This is a genomic window from Hyphomonas pacifica (assembly GCF_000682675.1).
Classification (GTDB): Bacteria; Pseudomonadota; Alphaproteobacteria; order Caulobacterales; family Hyphomonadaceae; genus Hyphomonas; species Hyphomonas pacifica.
In genome coordinates, this window is record NZ_AWFA01000024.1 from 22,680 (window position 1) to 36,672 (window position 13,993).

At 56.5% G+C, this 13,993-nt stretch carries 11 protein-coding genes and 1 tRNA gene; 11 read left to right on the plus strand and 1 reads right to left on the minus strand.

Annotation, left to right across the window (positions count from 1 at the left end; all coding sequences use genetic code 11):
* The first annotated feature begins 92 nt into the window (after positions 1-92).
* The 11 genes from HY2_RS09365 (at position 93) to HY2_RS09415 (ending at position 11,265) form a co-directional block, all read left to right on the plus strand.
* Positions 93-599, plus strand: coding sequence for a TIGR02300 family protein (locus tag HY2_RS09365; protein ID WP_034827010.1), 507 nt, complete (start codon positions 93-95; stop codon positions 597-599).
* A 46-nt stretch (positions 600-645) separates the two neighbouring features.
* Positions 646-721, plus strand: a tRNA-Ala gene (locus HY2_RS09370).
* Between the two features lie 224 nt (positions 722-945).
* Positions 946-1,185 carry a DUF1150 family protein gene (locus tag HY2_RS09375; protein WP_034827011.1) on the plus strand — a complete coding sequence of 80 codons (240 nt, stop codon included), beginning with the start codon at positions 946-948 and terminating at the stop codon, positions 1,183-1,185.
* An 81-nt stretch (positions 1,186-1,266) separates the two neighbouring features.
* A complete protein-coding gene (locus tag HY2_RS09380) occupies positions 1,267-2,520 on the plus strand; it encodes a parallel beta-helix domain-containing protein (protein ID WP_034827012.1) in 1,254 nt (417 codons plus the stop codon).
* A 74-nt stretch (positions 2,521-2,594) separates the two neighbouring features.
* On the plus strand, positions 2,595-3,584 hold the full coding sequence (locus HY2_RS09385; protein ID WP_241762401.1) for an SO2930 family diheme c-type cytochrome: 990 nt from the start codon (positions 2,595-2,597) through the stop codon (positions 3,582-3,584).
* Positions 3,585-3,654: 70 nt separating this feature from the next.
* The gene (locus HY2_RS09390) at positions 3,655-4,881 is read left to right on the plus strand and encodes a threonine ammonia-lyase (protein ID WP_112061379.1); all 1,227 of its coding nucleotides are present in this window, start codon (positions 3,655-3,657) and stop codon (positions 4,879-4,881) included.
* A 75-nt stretch (positions 4,882-4,956) separates the two neighbouring features.
* The gene (locus HY2_RS09395; RefSeq protein WP_051594879.1) at positions 4,957-5,838 is read left to right on the plus strand and encodes an FKBP-type peptidyl-prolyl cis-trans isomerase; all 882 of its coding nucleotides are present in this window, start codon (positions 4,957-4,959) and stop codon (positions 5,836-5,838) included.
* A 162-nt stretch (positions 5,839-6,000) separates the two neighbouring features.
* A complete protein-coding gene (gene cysQ / locus HY2_RS09400; protein WP_034827016.1) occupies positions 6,001-6,798 on the plus strand; it encodes a 3'(2'),5'-bisphosphate nucleotidase CysQ in 798 nt (265 codons plus the stop codon).
* Positions 6,799-6,848: 50 nt separating this feature from the next.
* Positions 6,849-8,189 (plus strand): phosphoglucosamine mutase, encoded by a 1,341-nt coding sequence (gene glmM / locus HY2_RS09405; RefSeq protein ID WP_034827017.1) that lies wholly within the window; start codon positions 6,849-6,851, stop codon positions 8,187-8,189.
* Positions 8,190-8,280: 91 nt separating this feature from the next.
* On the plus strand, positions 8,281-10,137 hold the full coding sequence (locus tag HY2_RS09410) for an AMP-binding protein (RefSeq protein WP_034827018.1): 1,857 nt from the start codon (positions 8,281-8,283) through the stop codon (positions 10,135-10,137).
* A 171-nt stretch (positions 10,138-10,308) separates the two neighbouring features.
* Positions 10,309-11,265: an alpha/beta hydrolase gene (locus tag HY2_RS09415; protein WP_034827019.1), complete on the plus strand. Its 957-nt coding sequence runs from the start codon at positions 10,309-10,311 to the stop codon at positions 11,263-11,265.
* Positions 11,266-11,327: 62 nt separating this feature from the next.
* On the opposite strand, the gene HY2_RS09420 is transcribed toward HY2_RS09415, so the two are convergent.
* Positions 11,328-13,993, minus strand: a 2,666-nt coding sequence (locus HY2_RS09420; protein ID WP_034827025.1) for a TonB-dependent receptor domain-containing protein, incomplete at its 5' end; no start/stop codon positions are given.

Genomic DNA, 13,993 nt, shown 5'->3' on the forward strand with positions numbered 1-13,993 from the left:
TCACGTGAATTGGGGCTTTGACAGCGTGAGGCGTTCATGGCAAGCGCCCCGCCATACAATTTCCGCGAAGACCCCCAAGGAGGCTGTCGCCCGTGTCCAAAGACAAACTTGGAACCAAGCAAGTCTGCCCGTCCTGCGAGGCACGCTTTTACGACCTGAACAAACGCCCGTGCGTGTGCCCGAAATGCGGCGAGGAGTTTGATCCGGAAGATGAAATCATCCGCACCACCATCACCAAGGTGAAGGCAAAGGCCGCGAAAGCCGCTGTCAAATCCGAAGATGATGATGACGATGATGATGAAGACGAAGTCGACACCGCAGCTCGCGACGATGATGATGTCGATGACGACGAAGAAGATGATGACGAGGAAGAAGCCAAGGAACTCGGCGGCGACGAAGAGGAAGTGATCCTCGAAGGCGGCGCAGATGATGACGAGGAAGACGAAACACCTGCCAAGGTGCCGTCAGGCTTCACCGAGGACGGCGTGGACGATGATGATGACGACGTCATTCTCACCGACGACGACGATGATTTTGACATCGATGACGATGATGATGACGATGATGATCTCGTAATTGATGAAGAAGATGAAGATTAGACTTGAAAGGTGCGAGCGAGGGAGGTAATCCCTCGCTTCCCGGTTCGGGGCCATAGCTCAGTTGGGAGAGCGCTTGCATGGCATGCAAGAGGTCGTCGGTTCGATTCCGTCTGGCTCCACCATTTCCTCCACTCCCCCCGGAGAAACACCAATACCCCTAGGATCCGCATATCCTGGCTGATCACTTGGTCGGTTATGTGAACCTGATCTGAATGCTCTCGCCCCGATAAGGCCCCAATCCGGTTCTTGAACAGACCCTGGAACGCCCCACCTTTATAGTGAACAAAAGGGACATTGTCGTTCCCGAGTTCGGCGTATCTGTCTTACGACGGAAAGGATTGGACCGATGACAACTGAACTGAAAACGAATCCGTTTGAAAGCGAAGCCTTCGTCTACATCCGCCACATGGATGCCGGCGAAATTCAGGGCCTCATGCCCGCAAATGCAATGGAACGGATCGAAGAACCGGAAGACCTGTTTGTGGTCGCTTCCGCCGATGGCGTCCGGTTGGCTGTCGTGCAGGGCCGCGAAGCAGCTTTTGCAGCCGCCCGTGCGCATGATCTAAAGCCTTTGAGCGTACACTAGCGCGTTCACCGCAAACAACTTCTTGCCTTTCTCTCCCCTTGAGATGAAAACTAGAAATATTGTCAGGGGGAGAGTTCGGGCATGAAGTATCTGGTATTTTCCGCAGTTTGCACCAGCCTTGCTGCCTTGGCCGCCTGCGGGAACGGGAAAAGCGAGCCAATTGAGGCCTCACATCTGGAGAAAACCGATGGAGCCGTCGAAATTTCCGCCGATGGCGATTTCGCCACAAACTTGCAGGCAGCCCTTATCGAGGCCCAGCCCGGCACGACAATCCGTATGCCGGAAGGCGTCTTTTCGCTTGAGACAGGCCTTTCTCTGGATGTTGACAAGGTAACACTTGTTGGGGCCGGGCAGGACAAAACGATTCTTGACTTCACAAGCCAGACAGGCGCGGGTGAAGGCCTGCTGGTGACATCAGACGACGTAATACTCACAGACTTTGCCATCCAGAACACTAAAGGCGACGGCATCAAGTCCAAAGGTGCCGACCGGATTATCTATCGCTATCTGACCGTGGAATGGACAGGTGGGCCGGATGAAAAAAATGGTGCCTATGGTGTCTACCCGGTCGAGTCCGATGATGTTCTGATCGAGAATGTGACGGTTCGTGGCGCCTCTGATGCTGGCATCTATGTTGGCCAATCGAACAATATCATCGTCCGCAACTCTGTCGCCGAATATAATGTGGCCGGTATCGAGATCGAAAACTCTATCGCCGCAGATGTCTATGGCAACATCGCCCGTCACAATGCTGGCGGCATTCTGGTGTTCGACCTGCCGGACCTGCCGCAGGTTGGCGGGCACTCCACACGCATTTATGACAACCAAATTGTCGCCAACAATACGCGCAACTTCGCGCCTGCCGGCAATATCGTGGCGAGCGTCCCCTCAGGCACCGGGCTGATGATCATGGCCAACGAGAATGTCCATGTCTTCGACAACACATTTACGGACAATCGCAGCGCACATGTACTGCTGGCCGCCTATCCGGAAGAGGTCAAGGATGACCGCTACAATCCGCTGCCACGCGATATAGTTGTCCGCGACAACAGCTATTCCGGCGGCGGGAATGATCCTCAGGGCATATTGCAGCCCCTCGCCATGGCAGTCGGCGGCACCCTGCCCCAGATCGTTGCAGATGGTGTCACAAGCTGGGCAAACAATTCCGAAATACCAAATTTGGTCATCGCAGAGGAAAGCTCTGTTGGATACCTAGATCTTGGAATCGGGCGCTATCCTGTCGACCCGATGCAAGTGGCCCCATCCACCACGCGGCCGAAATCTGATCCTGTAGATGAGCCTGCGCCAGTCCTCCTTCCCCAGGACAAGAAATAGTCCGCCACAGCATGCTACGCCGCCTTGCCCTTGCCACCTGTGTGTTGCTCGCAGCCTGTGGCGCGCGCCCGAATATGACGAAAGGGCCCGATCTTGAAGTCATCCTGAATGATATCGCGGCAGCTGAGTTGTCAGACTATGGCCTGTTCGCAGACCTTGCTGCCGCTAAGCCGGCACCGGGCGTCGTGCCTTACGATCTGATCAATCCACTCTTCTCGGATCACGCGCTCAAGACGCGTTACGTCTTCGTGCCAGAGGGAAAGCAAGCCAGATACTCCCAGACCGATGCACTGGACTTTCCGGTCGGCACGGTTCTGGTCAAAACCTTCTCCTTCGCACCTGATATGCGCACGCCTGATACAGGCCGCTACAAGGTCGAGACCCGCCTGCTAATCCACAAGGAAGATGGCTGGGCCGCCTTCCCCTATGTCTGGAATGAAGCAGGCACCGATGCCGTATATGCCCCTGCAGGCAAGATGACCGATATCAGCGTCACCGACCCGGCGGGTGAGCCGCTGACCATTCGCTACGCCGTACCCAACAAGAACCAGTGCAAAACATGTCATCAGAGCGGCGATGCCGTTCTACCCATCGGTCCCAAGGCGCGCAATCTGAACCATGATGGCCCGTCCGGACTGAACCAGCTGACAGACTGGCAGACGCGCGGCATTCTGGATGGCGTTCCCGCCCGTCCGCCTGCCGTGCCGGATGTCTGGGATGTCAGCCTGCCAATTGAAGGCCGCGCCCGCGCCTATCTCGATATCAATTGCGCACACTGCCACAAGGCAGATGGGTCTGCGTCCAATTCCGGCCTGTTCCTGGACTGGAATGAGCAAACCCCTGTCACCTATGGCGTCGGCAAGCATCCGACGGCCGCCGGGCGCGGTTCCGGGGGACGCCGCATCGTTATTGACCCCGGCCATCCTGAAACCTCCATCCTGAGCTTCCGCATGGCCTCCGATGAAGCGGGCATTGCCATGCCGGAACTCGGCCGCAGCGTTGTCGATGAACGTGGCCTCGCCATTGTGAATGAATGGATCGCCAGTCTCGAACCTGCGCAGTAGTTCAAACCTTGCTCTGACAAGGCGCCGGGCATAGGGTGCGCGCGATTTTGACCCCCCGGAAGTTTCTCCCATGCCCGATACACAGCATTCCGATCTGCCTGTAACTCTCAGCGATGTCGAAGCCGCGGCCAGCGTGCTCGAAGGACAGATTGTGCATACCCCGATGACCATGTCTCGGACGCTGTCTGCGATTACGGGCGCAGAAGTGTGGGTGAAGTTCGAAAATCACCAGTTTACGGCAGCGTTCAAGGAGCGCGGCGCGCTCAACAAGCTATCCAAGCTGACGGATGAACAGAAGAAACGCGGCGTGATCGCGGCCTCTGCCGGCAACCATTCGCAGGGTGTCGCCTATCATGCCCGCCGCCTTGGCATCCCGGCGACAATCGTGATGGCCGAGACCACACCCTTCAGCAAGGTGGAACACACCCGCAATCATGGTGCCCGTGTCCTGCTGGAAGGCTTGATCTTCGATGAGGCCAAGCAATTCGCGCTCGATCTGTGTGAGCGCGAGAACCTCACCTTTATTCACCCCTTCGACGATGAAGACATCATCGCCGGCCAGGGTACAGTCGCGCTTGAGATGCTGGAAACCAATCCGGACCTCGACACGCTGGTCGTGCCAATCGGCGGTGGCGGCCTGATCAGCGGCATCGCTGTGGCGGCCAAGGCGCTGAAGCCCGACATCAAAATCATCGGCGTTGAATCCGCCATGTATCCGTGCATGCACGCCGCCCTGAACGGCAAAAGCCCCAAAACCGGCGGCGCAACCATTGCGGAAGGCATTGCGGTCAAGGAAGCTGGCCTGCTGACACGGAAATTCTGCCAAAAGCTAGTCGATGATATTGTGCTGGTAGAGGAAGAACACCTTGAGCGTGCCATCACACTCTATGCAGAAGTCGAAAAGACGATTGCCGAAGGTGCTGGTGCCGCTGGTCTCGCGGCTCTGCTGGCGCACCCGTCGCGCTTCTATGGACGCAAGGTGGGCCTCGTCCTGTGTGGCGGCAATATCGATACGCGCCTTTTGTCGTCTGTGCTGACGCGCGCTCTGGTACGGGAAAACCGCCTCGCCTCAATCCGTATCATCGGGGATGACCGGCCCGGCCTGCTGGCGCTGGTGTCCAAGATCATTGGCGATGCTGGCGCCAACATCATGGAAGTTGCACACAACCGCATTGCGCTTGATGTCCCCGCCAAGGGCGCGGAATTCGACATTCTGATCGAAACCCGCGACAGCCAGCATACACAGGAAGTAATCGATGCCCTGGCACAAGCCGGCTATCCGCCGCGCTCTCTATAAGCCAAGGCATGTAACGTGACTTCATTGTGATTAACGCCTAGACCCGCTGAACACTCAGACAAGACGGAGCCGAGAATGATCCGGATCTTTACTGCAGCCTTTGCTGCCATCGCCATGCTCGCTGCTTGCAGCGGAGACAATGCACCGGCAGACGTGGAAGCTACTTTCGCAAAATATCTGCCGTGGGATGCAGACAATGCAGATGTCCAGGAAGGCTATGGCGGCCTGCAATACATCGTGCTGCACAAGGGCGATGGGGACACCACGCCCAAGCCAACAGATCTAGTGCGCGTGAACTATGAAGGCCGCACGGCGGGCGGCGAAAAATTCGACTCCTCTTATGATCGCGGCTCCCCCGCAATGTTTCGCCTCAATCAGGTTATCCCAGGCTGGACGCAGGGCCTGCAGCAGATGCACGAGGGCGATGTCTTCCTGTTCTACATTCCGAATGCCCTGGCCTATGGCAATCAGGATCGCGGACCGGTGATCAAGGCGGGCGATGATCTCGTCTTCCAGGTCGAACTGGTCGAGATTATGGAGCCGAAATCCGCCGATGCCGCCGCGTGGAAAAAGTACACACCGTGGAACCCGGACTCGCCGGAAGTAAAGAAAACAGAGTCCGGCTTGCAATATGTTGTACTGGAAAGCGGCGATCCAGCGGGCGAAAGCCCTAAGAATGGCGAAATGGTCGCCGTCTACTATGAAGGGCGTCTGGCGGATACGGGCGAAATGTTCGACAGCGCGTTCGAGCGTGGCCAGCCAGAACTCTTCCCGTCAGACCGCCTGATACGTGGCTGGGTGGAAGCCCTCTCCATGATGAAGCCGGGGGATCACTGGCTGATGTATATTCCGTCCGACATTGCCTATGGCGAAAAGGGAACACCCGGTGGCCCGATCCCGCCCAATGCCGACCTGATGTTCGAAGTCGAACTGCTGGACGTCATCAAACAGAATTAGAACCGTTCCCTGAAATGGATAGGCAGCGACAATAGCGTCCGGATGCCATGCCTTCGGTGCTCGCTGCCACCCCTCTTTTGCTGGTAACACCAACTGCGATGGCCGTGAGGCTTGCCTCGCAATGCCAGTCCTGACAGGAAAGATCGGCATACAATCAAGGATATGACCAAAGTGACGATCTCACCTGACCAGCTCGCCCGTATTGCTCTCGATGCTGGGCGTCTCATTATGGATGTCTACGAAACTGACTTCAGTGTCGACCGCAAGGAGGATGCCTCTCCCGTCACCGAAGCGGACCAGCGCGCCGAAACGCTAATCCTTAAAGGTCTGGCAGACGCAGACCCGGACCTGCCCGTCGTTGCAGAGGAATCCTTTACCGATGGCAACGTGCCGATGCACGGCCATCGCTTTGCTCTTGTCGATCCGCTAGATGGGACAAAAGAATTCGTCAGCAAGAATGGCGAATTTACTGTGAACATCGCAATCATTGAACACGGGCGCCCGGTCATGGGCGTGGTCTATGCGCCCGCAAAGAACCGCCTGTTTGTCGCAGAAAGCCATAACATCGCCTGGCAGGCCTCTGCGGCACCGGGCGCAGAAATCCCAGCGGACCGGACACCGCTGAAGATCCGCCCTGTCCCCTCTGAAGGCCTTACGGCCGTGGCGTCAAAATCCCACCGCTCACCGGAGACCGATGAATGGCTGGCAAAGCACCATGTGGCTGACATCAAGGGGGCGGGCTCTTCTCTCAAATTCTGCCTGATCGCTGCGGGCGAAGCGGATCTCTATCCCCGCATGGGCCGCACGATGGAATGGGACACGGCCGCGGGCCATGCTGTCGTTGAGGCTGCAGGCGGCCGCGTGCTGACCGAAGAGGGCACACCATTGCTGTATGGCAAGACAGAACGGGGCTATGATAATCCGCACTTCATTGTCTATGGAGATGTGACTCCCATTTGATCCCTGTCACACTTTACCCATAAATTTCGGCATCCTGCAGGGAGCGTGACATGACACAGAGATATTTCGGAACTGATGGCATTCGTGGCCGGGTGAACAAGAGCCCGATGACCAGCGAGACCGCCTTACGTCTTGCCATTGCCGCCGCGCGGACCTTCTCTCCCGAAGGCGGACGCGGAGTTGTCATCGGCCGTGATACGCGCCGCTCTGGGGAAATGATCGAAGCCGCGCTCGTCGCAGGCCTGACCAGCATGGGCCTGCGTCCTGTCCTGCTGGGCGTTGTGCCGACCCCCGCTGTAGCCCTGATGGCCCGCGAGACAGGTGCTGCGCTCGGCATCATGGTGTCTGCCTCACACAACAAGTTTCAGGACAATGGCCTCAAACTGTTTAGCCCGGAAGGGATCAAATTCACAGACACGGTGGAAGCCGCCCTGGAAGTGGCCATGGGCGAGGCCTTTACCGGAGAGTATGCTGCGCCGGAAGCGATTGGCGAAACATCCCGCATGACCGGCGCCGCCAGCTTCTATGCCAATCGGTGCCTGGAGACCTTGGGAGAGGAACTTGATTTCTCAGGGCTCAAAATTGTGCTCGATTGCGCACATGGTGCCGCCTTCGAAGTTGGGCCCGAAGCCTTCCGCAAGCTGGGGGCAGACCTTACCGTAATTGGTAACGCCCCGGACGGTCTGAACATAAATGCCGGGTTTGGCTCCACTTCGACCGGCGCACTCAAGGCCGCTGTTCTGGAAACCGAGGCCCATATTGGAATCGCCTTTGATGGCGATGCAGACCGCCTGATTGTTGTCGACGAAACGGGCGAAGAAATTGATGGCGACCAAATCATGGCTCTGATCGCCACACAGCTTCACTATACAGAACGTCTCAGGGGGGGCGGCATGGTTGCAACGGTGATGTCCAATATGGGTTTGGGAGAATATTTGAAGAGCTTGGGCCTCAAGCTCGCCCGCACAAAAGTGGGAGACCGCTATGTGGGCGAACATATGCGCCAGCACGGCTTCAATCTGGGCGGCGAGCAGTCCGGGCACATCATCCTTTCAGATGTCTCCACAACAGGCGATGGCCTGCTGGCCGCGCTTCAGGTGCTCAAGACCGTGTCGCAAAGTGGCGAGCCAGTCTCAAAATTGACCCATGTGTTTGATCCAGCCCCGCAAGAGCTGGTCAATATCCGCTTCACCGGCACAAATCCGATGGAAACCGAAAGAGTCCGCGCCGCCCTTCAGGAAGCCGAGACCTATCTCGGCGAGCGCGGCCGCATGGTGGTAAGGAAATCGGGAACCGAACCCCTTATCCGCGTCATGTCGGAAGCGCTTGAAGAAGATCGCATGAAAACAGCGCTCAACATGGTTGTAGACGCCGTCTCCGCTGAGAGCTGAAGCCTGAGGCCTTGTCCCCACGGCAGTAATTGCCTTCAGCCCTACAGTATCTATCATCCTGCTCATAAAAGAGACACGGGAGTGATGCGCCATGGCCGACGGAGATAAACAGCCCCCTTTCAGGCTGTTGCCGATGAAGGCTCCTGATATAGATATGACGCATGCAGAAGGTGGCGTCATATATCTCAAGGCCCGGCAGTTGCCTGGAGACCGGCCGCGCACAATTCCTCATTGTCTGGACCAGCGGGCCGAGGAACATCCAGGCAGGGTCTTCCTGAAACAACGTGATCCGAAAACAGATGAATGGGTAGACCTCACCTATCGCCAGGCCCAGGAAATAACTGACAGTCTGGCCCAGGCTTTTCTTGATCTTGGGGCTGGCCCCGATGCGCCGGTCATGATCCTGTCAGGCAACTCCATCCGCTCGGCCATGGTGATGCTCGCCGCCCAGAAGATCGGCGCGCCAGCGGCCCCTATCTCTGTTCCCTATTCCCTGATGTCCAGTGACTTTGAAAAGCTGAGACATTGCTTTGACGCGGTGAAACCCGCAATTGTTTTTGCAGAACAGCTGGCTCCCTTCAAAAGAGCCATTGAGGCCCTGCATTGCCCCGCCTGCGCCATATTTAGTGCAGAGACGGATGGCGATGACAACATTCTGCACTATGAACGCCTGGCAAGTACCCTTGTCTCACCTGCCGTCACCCACGCAATGGAAAGGCTCACGGACAAGTCCATCGGAAAATATCTCTTCACTTCCGGTTCGACTGGTATGCCGAAACCTGTTCCGACAACTCAAGGTGCCATGTGTTCCATGATCGCGGGCCAGGAAGGCCTGCGTGATAATGATCGGGACCCGGAATATGATCCGAACAGGGTGGATAATCTACTCGATTGGCTACCCTGGAATCATATCTCTGGCTCGAACGTGAATTTCAACGGGGCGATCTGGAACGGGGCCACCTTCTGGATCGATGGTGGAAAGCCGACCGCTGCCCTGTTTCAGGAGACCATTCGCAATGTAAGAGACTGCCGTCCCTCCAGCTTCGGGACCGCCCCCATCGCCCTCTCCATGCTGGCGGACGCGATGGAAGAAGACGACACCCTGCTGGAAGCATTTTTCGAAAACATGCGATCAATCGGGTATGGCGGCGCAACGCTCTCCGATGATCTCTATGACAGGCTGCAGAAGCTGGCGGTCAAAGCGACTGGGCGCCGCATCCCCATTATCACAATGTATGGTGCCACAGAGACACAAGGCATCACCGTGGTTCATTGGGAGGTCGAGCGTGTTGGGTTGATTGGCCTGCCCCTGCCCGGCCTCACACTGAAACTGGTACCGAATGGTGCGAAGCTGGAAGTGCGGGTGAAGGGCCCGACTGTCATGTCCGGATATCTGGGCATGCCTGAAAAGAACAAGGAAGTCTTCGACGAGGAGGGCTATTACTGCCTCGGAGACGCCGTGAAATTCGTCGATGAAAACGACCCGAACAAGGGCCTGATCTTTGATGGCCGCGTCGGGGAAGACTTCAAACTCTCTTCCGGCACATGGGTCAGCGTCGGTACGCTCCGGCCAGACTATGTTGCCGCCTGTTCTCCCCTGATCTTTGATGCCGTGATCGCCGGTCAGGACAAGGATTATATTGCTGCGCTGGTCTGGCCATCGCCTGCCATCGCTGAGCATTATCTGAAATCTGAAGGCGGACTGGCCGAAGCCCTTGAGCGGTTATCGCGCGAGCTTGCCGAGAAAACCCGCAACTTCAACGCCAATGAGCCCGGTTCTTCCCGTCGTATCAGACGCATCATGATCATGACGGAGCCCCCCTCCATTGATGAGGGCGAAATTACCGACAAAGGCTATGTCAATCAGCGCCTGGTGATCGACCGCCGGGCCAATCTTGTCTCCGCCCTTTATGCAGAGCCCGCGAGCGCAGGCGTCATAACCGTCTAGAACCTTCCCGTTTGCTCAGGCCTCATCAGCCGTTTGGCAGTTATTTTCTGATGGAAAGTCCGCTCCATCGGGGGATGCTATGGCATTAGATGCGCGTACCGTGCGCACCATGCCGTATCAGGGGCGTATTGCCGTCTTCACAAGGCCGGAATTCGGGTCCATCTAGGCAACATGAATCTTGACCAGACCCTTCGCCAATTCATGGACAAGTTCCAATTACCGGACTTCTCTTCCGTTGACTGGAAGGGTTCGGTCGACAAATTGCGCCAGCAATTCTACGTGGCCAGCCGCGCCATTGAGCGTGACGCGCCGGAAATGGCCGACATCTCACACCTCAGCATCCCCAGCCCGGCCGGGCCTATGCGCGCCAGGCTTTACACGCCGCTGGGTGCAGGCATCCCGCCAGGCCCCGGCATCGTGTTCTTCCATGGCGGCGGCTTTGTGCTGGGCGATCTCGACAGTCATGACATGATCTGCCGCCGCCTGGCGGAGGGCTCCCGCTGCCGGGTGATCGCGGTCGATTACCGCCTGGCACCGGAGCACAAATTCCCGGCTGCACATGATGACGCCCTGACCGCCTGGAACTGGATCACGGCAAACAGCGAAAAATGCGGGCTGGATCCGGAGCGCCTTGCCGTCAGTGGCGACAGTGCGGGTGGCAACCTTTCCGCGTTCCTTGCGCAGGAGATGACGCGGACCGATGGTTTTTCCCCGGCCTTCCAGTTGCTACTCTATCCTCTGGTCCAGTTCGTGGACATCCGCACAAAGAAAATGACCTTTCAGGAAGGCGGCTTCTTCATTTCCGCGAACCTTTTCGAATATTTCCGGGATGCCTATATCGGCGAGATAGCCGAGCGGATGGACCCGCGCGTCTCTCCACTCTTTGCCTCACCCGATGCCTTCAAGGGTTTGCCGCCAGCACATTTCGTTCTGTGCGGCTGGGACCCACTCAAAGATGAAGGCCTCGCCTATGCCGACAAGATGGCCAGTTTCGGTGTGCCGGTCAGCGTGCGCGAACATCCCGGCATGGTGCATGGCTTCATGAACATGACCGCCCTGTCGGATGCGGTGCGTATTGCCATTCGCGATGCCGGTCATGTTGCCGGCACGGCCCTCGGCGCGGTCTGATCTACGGTCCATAAAAAAGGGGGCGACCCAAAGGCCGCCCCCAGTGCTGCATCCGGTGGCAGTTATTTTCCGCCGCCGAAACGTTTTGTGACGCTGATCTTGAACGTACGCCCGAATGGATTGTGGGTATAAGGATCATAGTTCAGGTCAAATTGCGCGAAGGGTGGATCTTCGTCTGTGATGTTCACGACCGAGAGGCCGATATCCAGATCCCACTGGGACTGCCATGTATAGAACAGGTCAAATGTGGTCTGGCTGTCGATCTCGCTCGTGCCATTGCCGGTCAGATCGCCCCGCTCATCGTCATAGGAGTCGATGTGGCGCATGACACCGCGGAAATTGTGGTCTCCGATGGCGTAATTGGCAAACAGGTTTGCCTTCCATTGCGGCAGTGAACGGGAGAAGTTGGAGCGGTTGAACTGGCCAACACGGTCCCCGCCGGGAATTACGATCCCTTCGATTTCGAAATCATCCACGTCATATTCGATGATATAGGTCATGTCGGCGCCAACCGTGAACTCGGCCTGCCCCATTTCCCAGGCCTGCTCGGCCCGAAGGTCGATACCTGATGTCTTGATGTCTGGACCATTCACGATATTCGTTTGTATACGTGCAATATCTCCGGCTGAAGGATTGGCCGGATCCTGGAAGGTAATCCGGTCAAGAATTGCATCATCTGCTGTGTCTGCCGTACCAAGCGCCGCAATGGCCGCTGCCACAATTTCTGCCTGATCTTCTACAATGATCGGGTCAGAGAAGTCGAAATTGTAATAATCGGCTGAAGCCGTGAAGCCATTATGATTGTCATAGATGGCACCCAGATTGAAGCTGAAAGCAGACTCTGGTGACAGTGCTGAATTGCCAAACTGGTCCACCGCCTTGAAGGCTGAGGTCGGGGCAACAAATTGCAATGTCGTTACCTGCCCTGACAGCTGGTTCAGGGTCGGGCCACGGAAGGATGTCTGGGCCGATCCACGCAGGGCCAGATTGTCATTGGCCTGCCATTTCACAGCCACCTTCGGGTCGAAGGTAGAGCCGACATCGCCGCCATAATCCTCATAGCGCATGGCAACCTGCATATCGAGATTGTCATAGAGCGGCACCTGAAGTTCCCCAAAGATGGCATAGATCGTCTGATCTTCATCCGCAGGCGTTGTGCCTGCAAGGAAGGAGAATGGACCTGTTCCGCCAGGGCCCGGATTGACCGTCAGGTCTGACACTTCATTCGGGTCAACTTCATAGCCTTCCCGGCGAACCTGCATACCGAGCGCCCAGCCAATTTCTCCGCCAGCCGCCTGAACACCGCTCATGCCGGAGATGGATGCATCCAGCACCAAAAGGTCCGTTGTTACGACTGTGCCAACGCCATCGGTCAACCAGTTTGCCAGAGCAACTGAGTTCTCTAGCCCAGGCACATAGTTTGGATTTGCTTGGCCTGTGACACCACTCTGTGGAATTCCATTTGAGAACGGATTATAATACTCACAACCTCCCTCTCCTGCTACCGCCCCAGCGGGAACTTCACCGGTTATGGGATCTGCACAAAGACCAAACCCCTGCAACGCGGCCGCAAAGCCGGCGATATAGGTGTCATTTGTGATCCGTTCACCTTCGGTTGTTGACCAACTCAGTGCCGCATTCCAATTTACACCATTCTCAAATTGGCCTGTAACGTCAGCCGCCAACCTATAGCTTTCATAGGTACGGAAACCTTCCTGTGATCCTCCCGTCGCAGGAAAACCACCAAGCGCAAATGAACGGCCGAAATAGAGAATACGGTCTGCTGCAGCTAATGAAGCTGCAGATGGATTGTCTGCTACATATTGCTGAAGACCTGGATGGTCCGGTGAGAGAACTTGACCGGTAAGAACTTGTGGTGGGTAAGATGGAGACGTTTTCCAAGCCGGAACATCAGAATAGCCATAAAGGCCTTCAAGATGCATATCTATGCCGTTCTCAAAAGTCCGATTATATTCCGAAAAGACCTGATACCGCTCTTCTTCCTCAACTAGATTATCATATTGAGTGAACTGATAACGGCAAGTAGGGGCTCCCCCAAAGGTAGGGTTCGGTACAACTATACCCCCAAGAGTTTCACAACTTGCATTATCCGGAACCAAGCCAATTGTAGTAAAACTACTGCCCGTAGCAACTTGAGGGATAAATACGCCAGGATTGGAAATTGCTGACCAACCACCAACAGGATTATCAGTATAAGGAAGAATGCCCCAGTCTTTTTCAAGCAAGGGCACTTCATTGCGGTAATTATAGCCGACTGACGTCACCCAGTTCCAGTTATTGCCCTGTAAGCCGTAAGCGGCGTTGAGATTATAGTCCCCATCCGTACCATCGAACTGGGAGAAGTCCCCGCCAATTTCGAATCCATCCAGATCAGACCGAGTGATAAAGTTCACAACGCCCGCAATCGCATCCGAACCGTAGATCGCCGCTGCGCCATCTTTCAGAACCTCGATCCGGCCCACCGCAGCAGACGGAATCATGTTCGTGTCGATGAACAGCTGTGCCTGCTCCCCAATCGCATAGGGGTGATAAGTCTGACGCCGACCATTGATCAGAACCAGTGTGCGCGCCGCGCCCAAGCCCCGCAAATTGACGTTGGACGTACCTTCCAGTCCGTTCGAGGAGAACTGGTTGGTTTGTCCGTCCACACCGGATGACACACCCAGATTTCGGATCAGTGACCTGAGCCCTTTGGCTCCCTCATTCA